The 20,520-nt window shown below is 62.4% G+C and carries 21 protein-coding genes, 1 tRNA gene and 1 pseudogene; 16 read left to right on the top strand and 7 right to left on the bottom strand.

All coding sequences use genetic code 11. The features are described 5' to 3' along the window. The first annotated feature begins 87 nt into the window (after window positions 1-87). Window positions 88-1,503 carry an oligosaccharide flippase family protein gene (locus tag CO655_RS28795; protein WP_097608966.1) on the top strand — a complete coding sequence of 472 codons (1,416 nt, stop codon included), beginning with the start codon at window positions 88-90 and terminating at the stop codon, window positions 1,501-1,503. After that, window positions 1,504-2,781 carry a GNAT family N-acetyltransferase gene (locus tag CO655_RS28790; RefSeq protein WP_097608950.1) on the top strand — a complete coding sequence of 426 codons (1,278 nt, stop codon included), beginning with the start codon at window positions 1,504-1,506 and terminating at the stop codon, window positions 2,779-2,781. Here the strand turns inward: CO655_RS28790 and CO655_RS28785 are convergent. Beyond that, window positions 2,778-4,406 carry an AMP-binding protein gene (locus CO655_RS28785; protein ID WP_097667594.1) on the bottom strand — a complete coding sequence of 543 codons (1,629 nt, stop codon included), beginning with the start codon at window positions 4,404-4,406 and terminating at the stop codon, window positions 2,778-2,780. The genes CO655_RS28790 and CO655_RS28785 overlap by 4 nt on opposite strands. 200 nt (window positions 4,407-4,606) lie before the next feature. Here CO655_RS28785 and CO655_RS28780 point away from each other — a divergent pair, with 200 nt between their 5' ends. Both CO655_RS28780 and CO655_RS28775 read left to right on the top strand, forming a co-directional pair. Then, on the top strand, window positions 4,607-5,587 hold the full coding sequence (locus CO655_RS28780) for an aldo/keto reductase (RefSeq protein ID WP_010032758.1): 981 nt from the start codon (window positions 4,607-4,609) through the stop codon (window positions 5,585-5,587). Between the two features lie 126 nt (window positions 5,588-5,713). Next, on the top strand, window positions 5,714-6,511 hold the full coding sequence (locus CO655_RS28775; RefSeq protein ID WP_097608948.1) for a methyltransferase domain-containing protein: 798 nt from the start codon (window positions 5,714-5,716) through the stop codon (window positions 6,509-6,511). Window positions 6,512-6,513: 2 nt separating this feature from the next. Here the strand turns inward: CO655_RS28775 and CO655_RS28770 are convergent, their stop codons facing one another. Further along, window positions 6,514-7,092: a TetR/AcrR family transcriptional regulator gene (locus CO655_RS28770; RefSeq protein WP_010032760.1), complete on the bottom strand. Its 579-nt coding sequence runs from the start codon at window positions 7,090-7,092 to the stop codon at window positions 6,514-6,516. A 128-nt stretch (window positions 7,093-7,220) separates the two neighbouring features. Here CO655_RS28770 and CO655_RS28765 point away from each other — a divergent pair, with 128 nt between their 5' ends. Both CO655_RS28765 and CO655_RS28760 read left to right on the top strand, forming a co-directional pair. After that, the gene (locus CO655_RS28765; protein WP_097608947.1) at window positions 7,221-8,516 is read left to right on the top strand and encodes an MFS transporter; all 1,296 of its coding nucleotides are present in this window, start codon (window positions 7,221-7,223) and stop codon (window positions 8,514-8,516) included. A 126-nt stretch (window positions 8,517-8,642) separates the two neighbouring features. Next, window positions 8,643-8,727 (top strand) — tRNA-Leu (locus CO655_RS28760). A 115-nt stretch (window positions 8,728-8,842) separates the two neighbouring features. On the opposite strand, the gene CO655_RS28755 is transcribed toward CO655_RS28760, so the two are convergent. Then, complete coding sequence (locus CO655_RS28755; RefSeq protein ID WP_097608965.1) at window positions 8,843-9,130, bottom strand: hypothetical protein; 288 nt, start codon at window positions 9,128-9,130, stop codon at window positions 8,843-8,845. Between the two features lie 420 nt (window positions 9,131-9,550). Here CO655_RS28755 and CO655_RS28750 point away from each other — a divergent pair, with 420 nt between their 5' ends. Further along, on the top strand, window positions 9,551-11,299 hold the full coding sequence (locus CO655_RS28750; protein WP_097608946.1) for a cation:proton antiporter: 1,749 nt from the start codon (window positions 9,551-9,553) through the stop codon (window positions 11,297-11,299). Between the two features lie 59 nt (window positions 11,300-11,358). On the opposite strand, the gene CO655_RS28745 is transcribed toward CO655_RS28750, so the two are convergent. Next, window positions 11,359-11,643, bottom strand: a complete 285-nt coding sequence (locus tag CO655_RS28745; protein ID WP_010029423.1) for a hypothetical protein — start codon at window positions 11,641-11,643, stop codon at window positions 11,359-11,361. 201 nt (window positions 11,644-11,844) lie between these two features. Here CO655_RS28745 and CO655_RS28740 point away from each other — a divergent pair, with 201 nt between their 5' ends. After that, the gene (locus tag CO655_RS28740; protein ID WP_064686427.1) at window positions 11,845-12,435 is read left to right on the top strand and encodes a YqaA family protein; all 591 of its coding nucleotides are present in this window, start codon (window positions 11,845-11,847) and stop codon (window positions 12,433-12,435) included. Window positions 12,436-12,459: 24 nt separating this feature from the next. After that, on the top strand, window positions 12,460-12,975 hold the full coding sequence (locus tag CO655_RS28735; RefSeq protein ID WP_097608945.1) for a disulfide bond formation protein B: 516 nt from the start codon (window positions 12,460-12,462) through the stop codon (window positions 12,973-12,975). A 111-nt stretch (window positions 12,976-13,086) separates the two neighbouring features. On the opposite strand, the gene CO655_RS28730 is transcribed toward CO655_RS28735, so the two are convergent. Together CO655_RS28730 and CO655_RS28725 are read right to left on the bottom strand one after the other, a co-directional pair. Then, window positions 13,087-13,644 carry an HNH endonuclease gene (locus tag CO655_RS28730; RefSeq protein WP_010031546.1) on the bottom strand — a complete coding sequence of 186 codons (558 nt, stop codon included), beginning with the start codon at window positions 13,642-13,644 and terminating at the stop codon, window positions 13,087-13,089. A 111-nt stretch (window positions 13,645-13,755) separates the two neighbouring features. Next, the gene (locus CO655_RS28725; protein WP_097608944.1) at window positions 13,756-14,400 is read right to left on the bottom strand and encodes a DNA-3-methyladenine glycosylase; all 645 of its coding nucleotides are present in this window, start codon (window positions 14,398-14,400) and stop codon (window positions 13,756-13,758) included. 47 nt (window positions 14,401-14,447) lie between these two features. Here CO655_RS28725 and gluQRS point away from each other — a divergent pair, with 47 nt between their 5' ends. Then, complete coding sequence (gene gluQRS, locus CO655_RS28720) at window positions 14,448-15,329, top strand: tRNA glutamyl-Q(34) synthetase GluQRS (protein WP_097608943.1); 882 nt, start codon at window positions 14,448-14,450, stop codon at window positions 15,327-15,329. Here gluQRS and CO655_RS28715 read toward each other — a convergent pair. Then, window positions 15,294-16,217, bottom strand: a complete 924-nt coding sequence (locus CO655_RS28715) for a YihY/virulence factor BrkB family protein (RefSeq protein WP_097608942.1) — start codon at window positions 16,215-16,217, stop codon at window positions 15,294-15,296. The genes gluQRS and CO655_RS28715 overlap by 36 nt on opposite strands. Window positions 16,218-16,293: 76 nt before the next feature. On the opposite strand from CO655_RS28715, the gene CO655_RS28710 reads away from it, so the two are divergent. The 6 genes and pseudogenes from CO655_RS28710 to CO655_RS28680 all read left to right on the top strand — a co-directional run. Beyond that, window positions 16,294-17,127 carry an SDR family oxidoreductase gene (locus tag CO655_RS28710; RefSeq protein WP_097608941.1) on the top strand — a complete coding sequence of 278 codons (834 nt, stop codon included), beginning with the start codon at window positions 16,294-16,296 and terminating at the stop codon, window positions 17,125-17,127. A gap of 18 nt (window positions 17,128-17,145) precedes the next feature. Beyond that, window positions 17,146-17,349 carry a twin transmembrane helix small protein gene (locus CO655_RS28705; RefSeq protein ID WP_064686421.1) on the top strand — a complete coding sequence of 68 codons (204 nt, stop codon included), beginning with the start codon at window positions 17,146-17,148 and terminating at the stop codon, window positions 17,347-17,349. A 414-nt stretch (window positions 17,350-17,763) separates the two neighbouring features. Continuing rightward, entirely contained in the window at window positions 17,764-18,342 is a 579-nt protein-coding gene (locus CO655_RS28695) for a cob(I)yrinic acid a,c-diamide adenosyltransferase (RefSeq protein WP_097608939.1), read from the top strand. 33 nt (window positions 18,343-18,375) lie between these two features. Further along, a complete protein-coding gene (locus CO655_RS28690) occupies window positions 18,376-19,164 on the top strand; it encodes a rhomboid family intramembrane serine protease (RefSeq protein WP_097608938.1) in 789 nt (262 codons plus the stop codon). A gap of 186 nt (window positions 19,165-19,350) precedes the next feature. Continuing rightward, window positions 19,351-20,100, top strand: a complete 750-nt coding sequence (locus CO655_RS28685; protein ID WP_097667592.1) for an electron transfer flavoprotein subunit beta/FixA family protein — start codon at window positions 19,351-19,353, stop codon at window positions 20,098-20,100. A gap of 25 nt (window positions 20,101-20,125) precedes the next feature. Next, window positions 20,126-20,520: pseudogene (locus CO655_RS28680) on the top strand (electron transfer flavoprotein subunit alpha/FixB family protein); the annotation flags it as partial.

Raw genomic sequence — 20,520 nt, 5'->3', positions numbered from 1 at the left:
AAGGGCCGTTCCGGAACCGTTTCTTAACCCTGCTCTGTCAAGACTTCTGGGACGATTTGCCTGACCTCAGAGTTTTGCGTGTTCATCATGGCGGTCATAGAAACAGCGGAGAAGATGCTGCCGGCGGGCCTGCGCCCGATCGGCGGCCGAACGCTGCGCATGCTTGCGGCCGTGCTGACCGAAGGCGGCGAGAAGGCCGCCGCCCAGCGCATGGCGCTGACGGCCTTTTCGATCCGCATCCTCAGCGCCGCACTTGCTTTCGTCTCCCAGATCGTGCTCGCCCGGCTGATGGGCGAATATGAATACGGCATCTTCGTTTTCGTCTGGGTGCTGGTCGTCGTCTTCGGCGACCTCTCCTGCCTTGGCTTCCACACCGCGATCATTCGCTTTCTGCCGCAGTACAAGGCGGCAGGCGCCTTCGAGGAAATCCGCGGCCTGACGGGTACGGCGCGCATCTTCGCGCTGCTGTCCGGCACGGCGATGCTTGCCGCCGGCATGCTCGGGCTGCATTTCTTCGGTGATCTGATCGAGCCATATTATCTCGTCCCGATCTTCATCGGCCTGTTTGCCATGCCGATGATCGCGCTTGGCGATATTCTGGAAGGCACCTCGCGGGCGAACCACTGGCCGGTGATGGCGCTGGGCCCGGTCTATATTATCCGGCCGATCCTCATCATCGCCTGCATGCTGATTGCGATTGCGACGGGCGCAGAGCATACGGCCGTCACCGCCATGCAGGCGGCGCTCGTGGCCACCTTCGTCACTGCACTCGGCCAATATTGCGCGACGCTTTACCGCCTACGCCGGCATTATGACGACGGTCCGCGCAAGGTCGATTTTCTCGCCTGGCTCAGTGTCGCCTTCCCGATCTTCCTGATCGAGGGCGTCAGCTTCCTGCTGACCAATTCCGACGTCGTCGTTGTCGGCATCTTCCTTGAGCCGCATGACGTCGCCATCTATTTCGCCGCCGCCAAGACCATGGCGCTGGTGCATTTCATCAATTTCTCCGTCAAGGCCGCTTCCGGCCCGCGTTTTTCCTCGATCATCGCCGAGGGCGACCATGCCCAGTTGGCGATCGCCGCCACCGATGCCGCCCGTTGGACCTTCTGGCCGGCGCTCGGCGTCGGTCTTGCCGTTCTCGCCGCCGGCCACCTGCTGCTGTCGCTGTTCGGCGGCGCCTTCACCGCGGGTTATCTTGTCATGGCGATCCTGCTTGTCGGCATCCTCGCCAAATCGCTGGTCGGCCCGGCCGAAACGCTGCTGATGATGGCCGGCAAGCAGAATCTCTGCGTCGCGCTCTATGCCGGCGCATTGGCCGCCAATGTCGGTCTCAACCTCGCTTTGATCCCGCATTACGGCATCGAAGGCACCGCGATTGCCACCGCCTCGGCCATGGCGGTCGAGGCCGTTCTTCTGCATGTTGCCGTGCGCCGCACGCTCGGCATCGTCCTCTTCGCCTTCGCCAGCCCCTCCGCCGCAACGCCAGAAATGAGAGTTCGATAGATGGTGCGTCCGCCCCCCGTCACCGAAAGCACCGACAGCATCACCAACCGCATGATCCATGATCTCGCCTCGCTGCATTTCGAGGCACCGCAGGCCGAGGCCCGTGCCGAGATCGGCCGGCCCGGACGCGAACTTTGCCTCTATCCCGGCAAGCTCGGCTACGAACTTCAGGATGAGCTCGACTTCCTCTCCAACCGGGCGATGGAGCCGAACGTCTTTTTCTCCGGCCGCTTCCTCGCGCCCGCCATGCCGCGGCTCGAAGACAGGCAGGTGAATTTCGCCCTGATCCGCGACCACAATGCCGGCCGCAGCCGCATGCGTTTCCTGCTGCCGTTTTCGGTCGACAAGCCGGGTTTTGCCGTCGGCCCGTCGATCATCCGCGGCTGGTCGAACAGCTTCGGCCCGCTCGGCACGCCGCTCGTCGACAGCGAGGATGCGGCCGAAACCCTCGACAATTTCTTCGAGGGGCTGACCGTTCCTGATCTCAACCTGCCGGGCACCTTGGTCCTGCCCGATCTGAGGTTGAACGGAATTTTCGTGCGCATGCTCAAGGCCGTGGCGCTCGGCCGCAATCTGCCGCTCACCGTGACCAATCCCTATCTCCGCCCGATGCTGCAGAGCGAAGAAGAGGCGCCTGCCTATCTCGGCAAAACCATCTCCTCCTCGCATATGCGCGAGATGCGCCGCCAGTGGCGTCAGCTGGAAGAACTCGGAACGGCGGTCTATGCCGTCGCCCGCCAGCCGCGCGAAATCCACGTCCGCTTCGAAGAATTCCTGGCGATGGAGGCCGGCGGCTGGAAGGGCAAGCGGCGGAGCGCTCTCGTCACCGACCGCTATCATACCGCCTTCGCCCGCGAGGCCGTGTCGAACCTTGCCGCCGTCGACGCCGTGCGCATTCATACGATCGACCTCAACGGCAAGGCGATCGCCGCCATCGTGGTGTTGATGATGGGCGGCGAGGCCTATACCTGGAAGACGGCCTATAACGAAAACTATGCCCGCTATTCTCCGGGCAAGCTTTTGATGAGCGAACTCACCGAATGGCATCTCGACGACGCCAATATCGTCCGCTCCGATTCCTGCGCCGTCTCCGACCACCCGATCATGAGCCGCTTCTGGCAGGAGCGCGAGGAGATGGGAACCCTGGTGATCGGCCTGACGCAGAACGGCGACCGCGACATGCGCCAGGTCGCCGCCCAGCTCCACATGTACCGCAGCACCCGCAATATGGCGAAGATGCTGCGCGAAAGGATCATGTCGCTCGCCGGCCGGGGCTAACCTTCCGTCGCAGCTTTCTCTCGCAGCAGCCGGCGGATCACCTTGCCCGTGGTCGTCAGCGGCAATGATTCGACGAATTCCACCTCGCGCGGATATTCGTGCATCGAAAGCCGCATCTTCACCCAGTCCCTAATATCGGCGGCCAGGGCCTCGCTCGGCGAATGGCCCGGCGCCAGCACGATATAGGCCTTGACGATCTCGGTGCGCATGGCATCGGGCTTGCCGACGGCGGCGGCAAGCTGCACCGCAGGATGACCGATCAGGCAATCCTCGATTTCCGCCGGGCCGATGCGATATCCGGATGAGGTGATGACGTCGTCGTCACGGCCCTCGAAGGTGATATAGCCGTCCGCGTCCTGCCGGCCGATATCGCCGGTGAGCAGCCAGCCTTTGGCGAATTTTCGCGTCGTCGCCGCTGTATCGTTCCAATAGCCGAGGAACATGACGGGATCTGGACTGGCGATGGCGATCTGGCCCGGCTCGCCCGCCGGCAATTCGTCGCCGGCCTCACTGACGATCGCGACGCGGTGCCCCGGCACCGCCCGGCCGATGGCGCCCGCTTTGGTGACGCCGTGGGCAGCGGCCGACGAGAGCACGAAATTGCATTCCGTCTGGCCGTAGAATTCGTTGACGGTGATGCCGAGCGTGCGCCGCGCCCATTCATAGGTCTCGCGGCCGAGCGCCTCCCCGGCCGAGCCGATCGTGCGCAGCACCAGATCATATTTCGAGCGGGGATCGGGAACCGCGCGCATCAGCCTCAGCGCCGTCGGCGGGATGAAGGCATTGCGCACATCCATCTCCGCCATGATCCGATAGGCCATGTCGGCATCGAATTTCTGCGCCGGCGACGAGACGACGGGAATCCCGAGCAGAAGGCTCGGCAGCAGCGCGTTGAGCAGACCGCCCGCCCAGGCCCAGTCGGACGGCGTCCAGACCTTGTCGCCCACCTTTGGAAAACCCTCATGGGCGAACTGCATGCCGGGAATATGGCCGGGCAGAACACGGTGACCATGCAACGCGCCTTTCGGCGGCCCTGTTGTGCCCGAGGTGAAGATCATCAGCGCCGGATCGTCGGGCGTTGTCTTTTCTCCTTCGAAGACCGGCGCAGACGATACGATGAGATCGGCAAAGGGGAGAGCGTCGGGAGCGCGATCGACGCTGATCACATGGCGCAGTTCCGGCAGACGATCGCGGATTTGCCGGATGCGATCGAGGCCGAAATCATTGGTGACGATTGCCGCCGCACCCGAGATCCTCAGCCGATATTCCAGCGCCTCGACGCCGAACAGCAACGCCAGCGGCAAGGCGATTGCACCCATCTTATAGATCGCGACATGCGCAACCACGGTCTCGAAGGATTGCGGCATCAGCAGCGCGACGCGATCGCCGCGCTTGATACCGAGCGATGCCAGCGCATTGGCGAACATGGAAGAGCTGCCGGAAAGCTCGCCATAGGTCAGCGAAAGATGGTCGCCGTCCGGACTGAAATGTTCGAGACAGACACGCTCCGGATCTCTCGCCGCCCAATCGTCGCTGACGGCGCGGCCGATATTGAAGTCTTCCGGAATCCGCCAGGAGAAATCACGATAGAGATCGTCGTAACGATCATGGGAGGGCAGTCGCATAGTCTGGCTTCCGGTGAAATGCTGCAGCAGCTAACACCTTGCGGCGCGGATGTGCAAGCCGGCGACGGAACCGGCGGCCCCATCACGCATCATTGTACGCATCGCCGCACCGATTCCGCCTGCGCCTCCCTGCGACTTTGACGGTTTCGCACTAGATCATGAAACGCCGCACGGGGTGTCTCAATTCACGGAGTCGTTTCATGGAATACGTCAAATTTGGAAAGACCGGTCTCGAAGTGTCGAAAATCTGCCTGGGCTGCATGACCTTCGGCGATCCGGGCCGCGGCAATCATGCCTGGAGCCTGCGCGAAGAGGAAAGCCGGACGATGATCAGGCAGGCGATCGACCTCGGCATCAATTTTCTCGACACCGCCAACACCTATTCGAACGGTTCCTCGGAGGAGATCGTCGGGCGCGCCATCAAGGACTTCGCCAAGCGCGAGGATATCGTGCTGGCGACCAAGGTGTTCAACCGCATGCGGCCGGGTCCGAATGGCGCCGGCCTGTCACGCAAGGCGATCCTCGACGAGATCGACAATAGTCTTCGCCGTCTCGGCACCGACTATGTCGACCTCTACCAGATCCACCGTTTCGACTACACGACGCCGGTCGAGGAAACGCTGGAAGCGCTGCATGACGTCGTCAAAGCGGGCAAGGCGCGTTATATCGGCGCCTCGTCGATGTATGCCTGGCAATTCGCCAAGGCGCTTTACGTCTCCCGGCTGAACGGCTGGACGGAATTCGTCAGCATGCAGAACCATCTGAACCTGCTCTACCGCGAGGAGGAGCGCGAAATGCTGCCGCTCTGCGAAGACCAGAAGATCGCCGTCATCCCCTGGAGCCCGCTCGCCCGCGGCCGCCTGACCCGTGACTGGGACGAGACGACGGCGCGCAGCGAGACCGACGAATTCGGCAAGACGCTCTACACGCAGTCGATCGATGCCGACCGCAGGATCGTCGAGGCGGTGGCCGAGATCGCCAGCGCCCGCGGCATTTCCCGCGCCCAGGTCGCCACCGCCTGGATCCTGCAGAAGAGCGTCGTGACCGCACCGATCATCGGCGCGTCCAAACCGAACCACCTGACGGACGCCGTCGCTTCGCTCACGGTCAAGCTCACTGCCGAGGAAATCGCCGTATTGGAAGCACCCTATATTCCGCATGCCGTAGTCGGCTTCAAATAGCCGCCTCTTCTCAGCGCCCTCATAAAGGCAGATCCTCTCCCGACCGCGGGAGAGGATCGGGATACGACACAGGCCGGTCACAGTTCCGTCCTAGCGCTTGCCTGAAATATCGAGGAATCGTCCGTCATGACCACCGTTCCTTTCGAGCCCCGCCGCTTCCGCACCACCGCCGCCTATTACAGCCGTTTCCGCATTCCCTATCCCGACGCGCTGATCGAACGCGTGACCGCCAGAACTAACCTTCGGCCAGGCGACCGCCTGCTCGATCTCGGCTGCGGACCGGGCCAGATCGGCATCGCCTTTGCCCGCCTTGCCGGTGCCGACGTCACGGGTCTCGATCCGGAGCCGGAAATGCTGGACGCGGCCCGCGAGAGCGCGGCGGCAGCCGGTATTCACGCCGAATTCGTCCTCGGCTCCTCCTACGATCTCGGCCCCGCCTTCGGACCGTTGAAGATCACGACCATGGGCCGCTCGTTCCACTGGATGGACCGCGCCGCAACGCTTGCGACGCTGGACAGGCTGACTGAGCCGGAGGGCGCTGTCATCCTTTTCGGCGATCGCCACATCTCCGCCTCACCCGGCTGGCGCGACGTTTTGGAGAAGGTCTCCGAACGCTTTTCGCCGGAACCGATCAGAACAGAACGACAGCTTCGCCGCGGGCCGGACTGGATAAAGCACGAGGAATTTCTGCTGCGCTCCGCCTTCCGCAATCTCGAACGCATCGGCATCGTCACCGAGCGGCTGCTCGACGCTGACGAGATCATCGGCCGTGCCTTCTCCATGTCGGTCACCTCGCCGCAGGCGCTCGGCGAGAGCACGGCCGAATTCGAACAGGCTTTACGAAGCGAGCTCGCCGCTCTCTCGCCGGACGGAACATTCACCGAGATCATCGAGGCCAACGCCCTCATCGCCTCCCGCGACTGAGACTATGTCCGGTTGGCAGGATCGAGCTGCCGGCGCATCGTCACCAGAAACTGCTCGGCAAGCCCGCGGTCCTCGACCGCGCGGGCAAGGATGACGGCGCCCATCATCGATGACAGCGTCGTTGCGGCATTGGCGCGGCGTTCCTCTTCGCTCTCGCCGGGAACAATATCGGCAAGCGTGTCGACCAGCACGGACAGGCCGTCGCTGAAAACGGCACGAACCGCGCCGCGGCTGCGGCTCACCTCCTGGATCAGCGTTGCGAAGACGCAGCTGCCACCGGGATCATCAACCGTGCGCCAGTGAATATAATGGTCGAGAAGCGTTTCGAGCGGCCGGTCCGGCGAGCTGGCGATATGTTCCTTCCAGCGCTCTTCCACCCGATCGATCAGCTTGCGGCTGACTTCCAGCGCCAGCTCATCCTTGGAGCTGAAGTGACCGTAAAAGCCGCCATGCGTCAGTCCCGCCGCCTTCATGATGTCGGCAACACCGACGCCGTCGAAACCGTTTTCCCGGAAGAGCACACCGGCAACGCTCAGAATCTTCTCGCGGTTTTCGGCAAATTTCTCGCGGCTGACCCGCATCGTCGTCTCCAGAAATAGCGGCTTGACAAAATATATGATGTCCATCATCAATACGCAAGAAATATGATGACCATCATGTAAATCGGTCCAGTGTCTTCCCCAATCTGAATCCGAACGGAATCGTGCTCATGGTTTCCACAGCCCTTGCCTCCACCCTTGCCCGGCGCAACATTCATTACGGTTGGGTCGTCGTTGCCGCCACCTTCCTCACCATGCTGGTGACGGCGGGCGCCATGGGTGCCCCCGGCGTGCTGATCAAGCCGCTGCAGGACGAATTCGGCTGGGAAACCTCGCAGATTTCCTCCGCACTTGCGATCCGCCTGATCCTGTTCGGCTTCATGGGGCCGTTTGCCGCCGCCTTCATGAATTATTTCGGTGTGCGCAAGGTCATCGTCTTTGCATTGACGCTGATCGGCATAGGCTTCGTCGGCTCGCTGTTCATGACGACGTTGTGGCAGCTCCTGCTGCTCTGGGGCATCGTCGTCGGCTTCGGCACCGGATTGACGGCCATGGTGCTCGCCGCGACCGTGTCGACGCGCTGGTTCACCAAGCATCGCGGCCTCGTCGTCGGCATGCTTTCGGCGAGTTCTGCCACCGGCCAGCTCGTTTTCCTGCCGCTGATGGCGGAACTGACGGAGCGTTACGGCTGGCGCTCGACGGTGTTTTTCGTCTGCGCCATGATCATGGTCGCGGCCCTTGTCGTTCTCGCCTTCATGCGCGACCGGCCGGCTGACGTCAATTTGCCCTCTTTGGGCGAGGCGCATGTGACGCCGGCACCGGCCAGGCCGACGCTCGGCGCTGCCCTGATGACGCCGATCACCACGCTGCGCGAGATTTCGACGACCTCGACCTTCTGGATCCTGTTTGCCACCTTCTTCATCTGCGGTCTCAGCACCAACGGCCTGATCCAGACCCATTTCGTCACCCTCTGCGGCGATTTCGGCATCGTGCCGGTGGCCGCGGCAAGCGTGCTTGCCGTCATGGGCATCTTCGATTTCTTCGGCACCATCGGCTCCGGCTGGCTGTCCGACCGGTTCGACAATCGCTGGCTGCTGTTCTGGTACTACGGCCTGCGCGGCCTGTCGCTGCTCTATCTGCCCTTCAGCGATTTCAGCTTCTACGGCCTTTCGATCTTTGCCATCTTCTATGGCCTCGACTGGATCGCCACCGTGCCGCCGACCGTCAAGATCGCCGCCGACCGCTTCGGCCGTGAAAAGGCCGGCCTCGTCTTCGGCTGGGTCTTTGCCGGCCATCAGCTGGGCGCCGCCACCGCCGCCTATGGCGCCGGCCTCTCGCGCACGGAACTGTCGAGCTATCTGCCCGCCTTCTTCGTCGCCGGCGCCTTCTGCCTGCTGGCCTCGATCCTGGCGATCACGCTGAAGAAGTCAGGCCTGCCGAGCGCCGCCCCTGCTGCGGCCCACTGATCTCGGAGAGGACCCGGCCTCGAAACAAGGCCGGGTCTCTCCACCGGATTGCCGCGATAACTTCGTTCGTCCGTCTTGCATGCGCAGGCGCACACATGTTAGACACCCGCCTCGTCGGTATCCGTTGCCCCATTGGCGGAATTGGTAGACGCGCTCGACTCAAAATCGAGTTTCGAAAGAAGTGCTGGTTCGACCCCGGCATGGGGCACCAGTCTCCGCTCCGTGAGCTTCAGCTCGGCGAGCCGTAGTTCCGTCAGGAACGAAGGCGGACTGGTTTCAACGCGCAGCGCCTCGATTCCAACGGAACAATCCGCATCCAACTGAAACTATTTGTTCTTCAACAGCCACATCTTGCCGGCCATGGTGATGCCGTAGACGTCCTTTGATGCGTCGTCGTCCAGATGCCGCCGCACGAGAAAACCCGGCTCTTTCAACTCACCCAGCGTCTTAGCCGTGACCGATTTCACTTTCTGAGGCCGCTCTTTCCACCGGTCGGATTTTGCATAGGTTACGGTCGCATTCTGATGCGTCCATTTATTGGCCGGCTGAGGATAAAGGTCTCCATCCCTGGCGAGTTTGAGTCCTGCGATCTGGGACGGGGTAAGCTCAATCATACTGAAAATCCTGTGCGGGTCTTGCGCCGGGAATGCGCTTCGACCGAAGGCGTGCTCATAACATCCACGGAGGTTTTCCACCACTACATTGCGACATCAGGGCCACGAAAGGTGAAAACCCCGCTTACGCAGGAACCGGGCCTCGCCCTTCTCTGAGATTTTCATCAGCAACAGCACCGCCACAGTACAGTTCAGGATGATCTTCCGCATCTCGTTTCCCCTTCTCGTGACGAAGGCCAAAGACGCAAGCTAAAACCGGTTCCAATATCGGCGGCGCGCCGGCCGTGGCGGGCCTTTGCCGACGACATCTGTTTCCGACTGGCCGGGGTCGCGAACGAGGCTCCTAAAACGCAAATCAACTATTTAACTTTGCTTGCGCTTCGTCCAAGGTGGCGGCCGTTACCATCGGCGAGGGCGGACGTGCATCAGGAAGTAGGACTCATCGCGACGGTCGCCGTCAGTTTTGTTTTCGCGGCGGTCCTCGGTTATGGCGCCGACCGGCTCCGGCTGCCGCCGCTCGTCGGCTATCTGATGGCCGGCATCCTGATGGGGCCGTTCACGCCCGGCTTCGTCGCCGACACCGCGCTTGCCGGCCAGCTTGCCGAGATGGGCGTCATCCTGCTGATGTTCGGCGTCGGCCTGCATTTTTCCGCCTCCGATCTGCTCGCTGTGCGCGGTATCGCCGTGCCGGGTGCGATCGGGCGGATTTTCCTCGCCACCCTGCTAGGCATCGGCCTTTGCAAGCTCTGGGGCTGGAGCCTTGGCGCCGGCATCGTCTTCGGCCTCAGCCTGTCGGTCGCCAGCACCGTCGTGCTTCTGAAGGCGCTGGAGGAGCGCAATCTCGTCAACGCGGCAAGCGGCCGCGTCGCCGTCGGCTGGCTGATCGTCGAGGATCTGGTGATGGTGCTGGCGCTGGTGATGCTGCCGGCGCTGGCCGAGCTTCTCGGCGGCCACGCGGTCGATACGACCAATCACGGCCTCGGCGAACTGCCGCTGGCGCTGACGATCGGGCTGACCCTGTTCAAGGTGGCGGCCTTCACCGCCATGGCGATCTTCCTCGGCCCTCGTATCGTGCCCTGGCTGCTGACGATGATCGCCCGCACCGGCTCACGCGAACTCTTCACGCTGACCGTGCTGGCAATCGCGCTCGGCATTGCCTTCGGCTCGGCGGCGATCTTCGGCGTCTCTTTTGCGCTCGGCGCCTTCTTCGCCGGCGTCGTCATGAGCGAATCCCAGCTCAGCCACAGAGCGGCCGCCGATTCGCTGCCGTTGCAGAATGCCTTCTCCGTGCTGTTCTTCGTCTCCGTCGGCATGCTCTTCGATCCCTCGATCCTGGTGCGCCAGCCGCTTGCCGTGATCGGTGCCTTGGCGCTCGTCATCCTCGGCAAGGCCATCATCACCTTCGTGATCGTCATGCTGCTGCGCTATCCGATCGGCATGGGGCTGACCCTGGCCGGCGGCCTTGCCCAGATCGGCGAATTTTCCTTCATTCTTGCCGGCCTCGGCGTCTCGCTTGGGCTGCTGCCGCATGAGGGCCAGGATTTGATCCTTGCCGCCGCGATCCTGTCGATCACCCTCAATCCGATCGTGATCTTTGCCAGCGAAGGCCTGAAAAAATATATCCATTCGAAATGGCCGCCGCTCTTCGAAAGCTACGGCAGGAAGAGGCAGAAGACACTCGGCAAGGAACTGGAAAAGATCAGGGCGCTCGGCGAGGAGCGCGAACGTCAGCACCAGTTGAAGATGCAGCAGCTGATCGAAACCTTCCCGCTGTTTTCCCAGGTCGGCGAGGACGCGCAGGAGGAGTTGCTGCTGCTCTTCAGGGCGAAGTCGGCCCCGCCCGGCGAACGCGTCATCCGCCGCGGCGACCGCGGCGACAGCATGTATTTCATCTCCTCAGGTGCCGTGGAAGTACGGCTCGCCAGCGGCGCGATCCGCCTTGAACCGGGCGCCTTCTTCGGCGAGATGGCGCTGTTGAGCGGCGGACGGCGCACGGCCGATGTCATCGCCGTCGACTTCTGCCAGTTCGAAGTTCTCGAGCGGCGCGACTTCAACATGTTCATGTCGCACCACCCCAACCTGCGGGCGATCGTCAGCGAAATGGCCCAGAAGCGCACGGAAATGAACGTGCTGCGTCAGCAATGGGAAAAGTCGATGGATCTGTCCTGACGCGAGGACACCCGGAGTTCAGGCGCCAGAACCATCTGCAAACCCGTTGTGCGATGCTGTCAGCCTGCCGGCCAATAGCCGTCGGAACGGAAATCCTCCGGGATCGGATCGAGCCGCGACAGCGTCTCGGCTGCGAAATCGATCTGCAGCGACAGGTATTTCAGAGACGCCAGCATCGGCACGCCGGTCGCGAATTCCCGAACGCGGGACAGATGATAACCGCTTTCGTTCAGCCTCCGGGCCGCTTCCCCAAGCACATCGTCCCTGTTCGGTCCCCGTCCCGCTCCGAGCCCGTCATCCATCTGCACGGCCTGAGCGCGGCCGCCTTCGATCACTTTGAACATCTCATGCCACCCTGCACGTCGCCCTCAAACCAGCCTGCCTCACAATGGCCGATTCGCCATCCCATGAAATCTTGGGAGAGGCATCGATGCCCGAATCACGAAATTTTTAGACGGCGGGTGGCACGAAGGACACGGCCAAGCATTTACAGGGCCGCGCACGGCCCCTAAAGCTCTTTTGCACCGCAACAGGAAGGGAACGGAATGCTCCGCAGACTTTACGACTGGACCATGTCTCTGGCCGCGCGCAAATCGGCCGAAGTCTGGCTCGCCGTCATCGCCTTCGTCGAAAGCTCCGTCTTTCTCGTCCCCGCCGATGTGCTTTTCCTGCCGATGGCGCTCGCCAAACCGGAACGCTCCTATCGCTACGCGCTGGTTGCGACCGTCGCCTCCGTGCTCGGCGGCATCGCCGGCTGGGCGCTCGGCTTTTACGCCTATGAGACGGTGGCGCGGCCAGTTCTCGAATTCTACGGCAAACTCGATGCCTTCGAGCAAATGAAGGCCTATGTCACCTACGAGTGGATCCTGCTGCTGCTCGTCACGTCGGGCCTTGCGCATCTGCCGCCGATCAAGATCGTCACCATCCTGTCCGGCGTCATTCACGTCAATCTGGGCCTTTTCATCGTTTCGGCGATTATTGCCCGCGGCGCCCGTTTCCTCTTCCTCGCCTGGCTGCTGCGCCGCTACGGCGAGCCGATCCGTGACTTCATCGAGAAGCGCCTCGGCCAGCTCGTTGGCATCGGTGCCGCTGCGGCAATCGTGCTATATTTCGGCTACCGCTCTTTCGCTCACTAGACCAAACTTTCGCGGAGCTCCGCCATGACTGCCACCGCCTCGCCGCTCGCCCGTCCCGGCTTCATCTATTCCATATTGCTCGCTATCGGCATGGCGGCGGCGGTCGGCGCCGCCCTCGGCTTCCAGTATATCGGCGGCTATATTCCCTGCGCATTGTGCCTGCTGCAGCGCCAGCCCTATTACTACGCGATTCCGATCGCCATTCTCGCTGCGATCTGCGAGCTCGCGGGTCTGCCGAACTGGATTTCCCGCGCAATGATTCTCGCAGCCGGCATGCTGATGCTGGTCACCGCAGGCATGGGCGTCTATCACGCCGGCGTCGAATGGCACTTCTGGCCGGGCCCGACCACCTGCTCGACCACGGCAAGCAGCATGACGACCAATGCCGGCGATCTGCTCGGCGAACTCAATACGATCAAGGGCCCATCCTGCACCGATGCGGCGCTGAGGGTGCTCGGCCTGTCTTTTGCCGGTTGGAACGTGATTGCCGGGATCCTGCTTGCGGCCTTCGCCTTCGTCGGCGTTCGCAAAGCCGCTTGACGCATGTCGCCGCGACCATGCGCGACGCGCCGCTGATAACGACATGGAAGCAAAGAGCCAAACCGCGGCTTGTGGAACGCAATCGATGCGGCGCGCTGTAAACGGGTGCGATCAGGGCTGCAGTTCGGTATCCCAGTAGAGATAGTCGAGCCAGCTGTCATGCAGGTAATTCGGCGGAAACAGCCGGCCGTTATTGTGCAGATCCTGCACCGTCGGCTGATAGGGTTTCTGCGCCGGGAACATGCCTGCCTGCTTCGGAAGCTTGCTGCCCTTGCGCAGATTGCAGGGCGAGCAAGCCGCCACGACGTTCTCCCAGGTCGTCTCGCCGCCATGGGCGCGCGGGATGACGTGGTCGAAAGTCAGGTCGTCATGCGAGCCGCAATACTGGCACTCGAACCGATCGCGCAGGAAGACATTGAACCGGGTGAAAGCAGGATTGCGGGATGGCTGAACGTAAGTCTTCAGGCACACGACACTCGGAAGCCGCATCGAAAAGCTCGGCGAGGAAACCGAATGCTCATACTCTGCGATAATATTCACACGGTCGAGAAATACCGCCTTGATCGCGTCCTGCCAGGACCAAAGCGACAAGGGGTAATAACTCAGCGGCCGGTAGTCAGCGTTCAGGACGAGCGCCGGCAGGGCCTGCGGGGAGACTGCAATCGTCAAGGGACTCTCCTGATCGATTCGGCATCTGCACCTGTATATTAGGCCGGTTGTTACAGGATTGTGAAGTCCAATAAATTCAGAGGATAAAGGCAATTTAAAGAGTGTGGCCGATCAGCCGACCGGCACCATGTCACGACGCATTTTCGTGGCGTAATAGGCCCAGAAAAGCCGGGCTGCCACCGAGCGCCACGGCGACCAGACCTGCGAAAGCTTGGCAAGCGCCTTCGCTTGCGGCCGCGCCGCAAGTCCGAGCGCGGCGCCGACGGCGTTCTGCAGCGCGACATCACCGGCCGGAAAGACATCGGCATGGCCGCCGCAGAACATCAGATAGACCTCCGCCGTCCACGGGCCGACGCCCTTCAGCCCCGTCAGTTCGACGAGCGCTTCGCCCGGCGGCTTCAGGCAGAGCCCGGAAAGATCGAGGCGGCCGGAGGCAACCGCTTCAGCGATCCGCGTCAGCGTATCGGCCTTGGCGCGCGACAGGCCGAACTCCCGCCATGCCTCGGGGTGAAACAGCAGGTAAGCTTCCGCCGTCAGCAGGCCATCCCCCGGCAGCATGCGCCGCCAGATCGCCTCGGCGCTGGCGCGCGAGACCATTTGCGATACGATGATATGGGCAAGGCCGGCAAAACCGGCTTCGCGCAGCCGCAGCGGAAGGGGGCCTACATCCGCGGCGATCGGTGCAAGGCGCGGATCGAGGCGAAGCAGCGCTTCGAGCCCCAGCCTGACGTCATCGTCGTTGCGGATGATCTGCACCGCGTCCTCCCAGTGGTTCAAAACCAAAATCCGTGGCAGAAGAAAGCATGACCACGAGCGAGCGTCAAAAACCTGTCTTTCGTTTTGCGCCGAGTCCCAACGGATCGCTGCATCTCGGCCATGCACTTTCGGCCTTTTTGAACCGCGACATGGCCGAAGCGTTGCATGGCCGCCTGCTGCTGCGCATCGAGGATATCGACCAGGCCCGCTGCACCCCCGAATTCGAGGCCGGCATCCTGCGGGACCTCGACTGGCTTGAGATCGACTGGGAAAGTCCGGTGCGGCGCCAGTCGGAGCATTTTCCGGAGTATCAGGCGGCGCTGCATGCGCTGATCGAACGCGGCCTGGTCTATCCGGCTTTCCTGACCCGCGGCGAAGTGAAGGCGCGTGTCGCCGCCTATGAGGCGACGGGCCAATCCTGGCCGCGCGATCCCGATGGCACGCCGCATTATCCGCCGATTGATCGCGAGCGGCCGGAAACCGAATGGCGGGAGATCCTTACCTCCGGGAAAAAACATGCCTGGCGGCTCGACATGCGCAAGGCGCTCGACCTGATCGGCGAACTGCTGTTCTGGACGGAAACCGGCGACGGCAGGACAGGCGAGATCGCCGCCGAACCTGGCGTCTGGGGAGATGTCATCCTGTCGCGCTCGGATGCTCCTTCGAGCTACCATCTGTCGGTCGTCGTCGACGATGCCGTGCAGGGCGTCACCCATGTCGTGCGCGGGCTCGACCTTTTCCACGCCACATCGGTGCACCGGCTGCTGCAGGTTCTGCTCGGCCTGCCGCAGCCCCTCTACCACCATCATCGTCTCATTCTCGACGCCGATGGCCGCAAGCTTTCAAAAAGCGAAGGTGACAGCGGGCTCGCCGAATTGCGTGCCCGGGGCATGTCAGGGGCCGACATTCGCCGCCTTGTCGGGCTCTGAGCGCCGTTCGACACGCTCTCTGCCGACGATCGAAAGCGTATGCGAGAACATCCGGAAGACGCGGAACTTGATCAGCGCCGCATTGATCTCCGCGCCGATAATGAAGATGGCGCCGACCATATAGAGAAAGATCAGCACGATCATCACCGAGGCGAGACCGGCATAGGTTGCCGTATAATTGGCGAAGGTCGCCAGATAATAGGCAAAGATCAGCGCGCCGGCGAGCCAGAGAAGCAGCGTCAGCAAGACCCCCGGAATAACGTCGAAAACCCGCCGCTTGCCGGCCGGCAGCCAGAGATGCATGACCAGCAGGCCGACGGTCAGCACGACAAGCGTGCCGTAAATGCGCCAGCTGAAGACGATGTCGAGCGTATCGGCAAACAGCGGAAACCAATTCCTCGCATAATCGAGCGCCAATGGCACCGCCACCAGCAGGATGCTGATCGCCGCGAAGATGATGACCGCGATCAGCACGTAGCCGAGGCTGGCCAGGCGGGTGAAATACCACGGCCGAGTTTCCTGCACCCGGTAGGCACGATTGAGCGAAATGCGCAGCGCTTCGACGCCGTTCGAGGCGAAATAGGCGGCCGCCAGCACCGAGATCGTCAGCAGCCCGCCGCGTTGAATGGTCAGGACCTGCAGCACCTGGTCGGCCAGCGGCTTGGCGATCGCTTCGGGCCAGGTGTCGAAGATCAGATGGATGGCGGTGGAGGAAAACTGATCGGCGCCGAGGAAGCTTGCAAGCGCCGTGCCGAAGATCAGGAACGGGAAAACCGCAAGCAGGCTCGACAGCGCCACGTGGCTTGCCATCGCAAATCCGTCGTCCTCGACCATGTGACAGATCGCGTCATAGACCACGTCGTAGATCGTGCGCAGCACCTTCCGCATTCCGTCTCCGGCTTTCCACATTGTATCCTCTGGCCGAATATGGGAAACGAGTCCCATTTTGTACAGGAATCATTCCATGGCGGGAGAGCGCACAATCGTCGTCACCGGTTGCTCCTCCGGCATCGGCGCGCATTGCGCCCGGGCGCTGAAAGCCGATGGCTGGCGCGTCTTTGCGACGGTGCGCAAAACGGATGATCTGCCGGGTCTGGAAGCCGACGGCATTGAAGCCTTGTTGATGGACTATGCCAGGATCGAGACGATTTCCGAGCTGGTCGACACCGTCTCGAAACGCAGCGGCGGCCGTATCGACGCGCTCTTCAACAACGGCGCTTATGGCCAGCCGGGCGCCGTCGAGGATCTTTCGACGGCAGCGCTGCGCGCCCAGTTCGAAGCGAATTTCTTCGGCTGGCACGAATTGACGCGGCAGGTCATTCCGTCGATGCGCAAACATGGGCAGGGCCGGATCGTCCAATGTTCGTCCATTCTCGGCGTCGTCCCCTATCGCTATCGCGGCGCCTACACCGCCTCCAAATTCGCGCTCGAGGGCCTCAGCATCACCCTGCGCATGGAGCTGCACGGCAGTGGCATCCATGTGAGCCTGATCGAGCCCGGACCGATCGCCACCCGTTTCACTGCCAATGCGCTCGCAAAGATCAAGGAAAACATCGACGTCGAGAACTCGCCGCACGCGGCCGATTATATCAGGCAGTTGGCGAGGCTCGATGGTTCGGGGCCGGTCAATCGTCATAAACTTGGCCCCGAGGCGGTCTATTCGGTATTGAAACACGCATTGAACTCGAAAAATCCAAGGCCACATTATCCCGTAACGACTCCGGCTAAACAGGGCATGTTCCTGAAGCGGCTGCTTCCGGCGGACCTCTTCTACCGCCTGATGCGCTGGACGGACTGACTGAGAAAGCTGAATGCCATGTCCACAATCACCTATATCCTTGCGGTCATCGTCATGGGCGTCGTCGCCCTCGTGCTGATCCGCGGCCTCTTCAACATGATGAAGGGCGGCGACGCCAACCTTTCCAACAAACTGATGCAGCTTCGCGTCCTGCTGCAGGCAGTCGCCGTCATCCTGATCATGCTGACGCTCTGGATCACCGGCGGCGGCCGCCCGACCTGAGGACTGACCTAACGATAGAGGGGTAAATATGGGTACTATCGCCTCCTCGACCTCCCTCATTCCTGTGCTCGTCACAGGAATCCAGCCACCGCGCGTCCGCGCGGTGAATAACAAAATCCGACGTTCTGCCGCGCCCAAGGACTTGGGCGCAGAAGCCCAACCCCACCCTCCGTCATCCTCGGGCTTGACCCGAGGATCCATCCCCGTAGCTGCTGATGGATGCGGTGTGGATGCTCGGGTCAAGCCCGAGCATGACAGAGCGTGGGGTGGGTCGAAGAAACCACTCACGGCGTATACACCCGTGTCAGGGACGCTGTCCGCCAGCGCAACCAACAATGTCGGCACCGGGCTGAACCGACTTGATGAGGCAAAACGGGTGAGCGCGACCGCCCTCCCCTCGATCGGCGGTGCAGCATGGTGAAACTCAACAAGATCTACACGAAGACCGGCGACGACGGCACGACAGGCCTGGCTTCCGGCCCGCGCCGCCGGAAGGACGATCTGCGCGTCGAAGCCTATGGCACGATCGACGAGGCCAATTCCGCGATCGGCCTGGCGCGGCTTTACACGGCAGACTTGGTTGACCTCGACACGATGCTGATGTCGATCCAGAACGATCTCTTCGACCTCGGCGCCGATCTCGCCACGCCCGACACCGGCGAACCGCCGGCCTACGAGCCGCTGCGGATCGTCGAGACGCAGGTCGAGCGCATCGAGCGCGATATCGATCGACTGAACGCCGACCTCCGTCCGCTGACATCCTTCATTCTGCCGGGCGGCAGCCCGGCCGCCGCGCATCTGCATCTGGCCCGCACGATTGCGCGGCGGGCCGAGCGGCTGATGGTGACGCTGGCGCGCATGGAGGGCGAAATCGTCGAAAGGGCCGCGATGAAATATATCAACCGGCTTTCGGATTTCCTCTTCGTCGCGGCCCGCCATGCAAATGACCAGGGTCGTGCGGATGTGCTTTGGGTTCCGGGAAAAAACAGATAGGTTTGCCGCGATCACGATTGCCGGGGGGCCTTGATGTTCATACCACTTCACGACGCCAATACGCTGAAACATATCAAGGTCCAGTGGGTGACGCTGGCCCTGATCGCGCTGAATGTCGCAGTCTGGCTCTTTACCAGCCTGGAGAGCGAACAGGCTGCCCAGGCAACGACGGTCGGCCTCGGCTACATCCCGGCGGTCGCCTTCGGGCAGGCGCAGTTGGCTGAGGGATTGGACATCGTGCCGGAGCAGCTGACCTATCTCACCTATGCCTTCGTCCATTCGGGCTTCTGGCATCTGGCCTCCAACATGGTCTTCCTCTGGGTCTTCGGCGACAATGTCGAGGATGCGATGGGGCATATGCGCTTCCTGGTCTTCTACCTCCTCTGCGCGGCCGCCGGCGCGCTTTGCCACGGCTTGCTGACGACGACGCCGGAAGCGCCGCTGGTCGGCGCCTCGGGGGCGATCTCCGGGGTGGTTGCCGCTTATGTCATGCTGCATCCGCGCGTCAGGGTCTGGGTGCTGGTGTTCTTCCGTGTACCCTTGCCCCTGCCGGCCTTCGTGCCGCTGCTTTTGTGGATCGGCCAGCAGTTCTTCATGCTGGCGTTTGCGCCCGATGCCGACGTCTCCTGGGGCGCCCATGTCGGCGGCATTCTTGCCGGCGCTGTTTTAATCCTGGCGCTGCGTCGTCGCGGCGTACCGCTCTTCGATCGGGAAATCGTGACGCCGCGCGCCGTGAGGAACGAAACCGGCGCCGGTACGGCCGTTGCGGCCGGCACGGACGGACGGATCGAGCGTCTTCCCTGGGGCCGTGACCGGCGTTGACAGATATATTGACGTGCACGTAAACGTCCATATATTGCCGAAGCAATCCCCTGCCTGCGTCATGCAAGCGTTGTATTTGGGGGAAAAACGCGTATCCATGTCGCCATTCGACAATCGAAGCGGCGTGTGAGCGCGCATTTTCCTTAAAAGCTCGCTGAAGCCAGTTTTCTTGAAGGAAGGACCCCCATGAAGATTCTCGTGCCCGTCAAACGGGTTGTCGACTACAACGTGAAGATCCGGGTGAAGCCGGATGGTTCGGGTGTCGAGCTTGCCAATGTGAAGATGTCGATGAACCCGTTCGACGAGATCTCGGTGGAAGAGGCGCTGCGGCTGAAGGAAGCCGGCAAGGCGGAGGAAGTGGTGGTGGTGTCGATCGGCCCGGCCAAGGCCGAGGAGACGCTGCGCACGGCGCTCGCCATGGGGGCTGACCGGGCGATCCTGGTCGAGACCGACGATCAGGTCGAGCCGCTCGCTGTCGCCAAGATCCTCAAAGCGGTCGCCGATGCCGAGCAGCCGGGGCTGATCATCACGGGCAAGCAGGCGATCGACGACGATTCCAACCAGACCGGCCAGATGCTGGCGGCATTGCTGGGTTCGGCCCAGGCGACCTTCGCCTCGAAGATCGAGATCGGCGACGGCAAGGCTGAGGTCACCCGCGAGGTGGATGGCGGCCTGCAGACGATCGAGATCAAGCTGCCGGCGGTGATTACCACCGACTTGCGCCTGAACGAACCGCGTTATGCCTCGCTGCCGAACATCATGAAGGCGAAGAAGAAGCCGCTCGACAAGAAGAGCCCGGCCGACTTCGGCGTCGATACGACGCCACGGCTGAAGGTCTTGAAGACCGAGGAGCCGTCCGGCCGCAAGGCCGGCGTCAAGGTCAAGTCGGTCGCCGAACTGGTCGACAAGCTGAAGAACGAAGCCGGCGTGCTGTAATCGGGTTGGAACAGGAGCAACTATCATGACCATTCTTCTTCTGGCCGACCATGACGGCAATCACCTCTCCGACCAGACCGCCAAGGCGCTGACGGCGGCCTCCCAGATCGGCGGCGATATTCATGTGCTGGTCGCCGGCAAGGCCGCCAAGGCGGCGGCCGATCAGGCCGCCAAGCTTTCCGGCGTGACCAAGGTGCTGCTCGCCGAAAGCGACGCGCTTGCCAACAATCTCGCCGAACCGCTGGCCGATCTGATCGTCTCGCTCGCCGGCAGCTATGACGCGATCGTCTCGGCCGCCACCTCGGTCGGCAAGACCGTGCTGCCGCGCGTCGCTGCCCTCATCGACGTCGCCCAGGTCTCGGAGATCATCGAGGTCGTCAGCCCCGATACCTTCAAGCGGCCGATCTATGCCGGCAATGC

It is taken from the genome of Rhizobium sp. M1 (genome assembly GCF_002531805.1).
Classification (GTDB): domain Bacteria; phylum Pseudomonadota; class Alphaproteobacteria; order Rhizobiales; family Rhizobiaceae; genus Rhizobium; species Rhizobium etli_C.
This window is presented reverse-complemented; position numbering and strand designations above follow the sequence as displayed.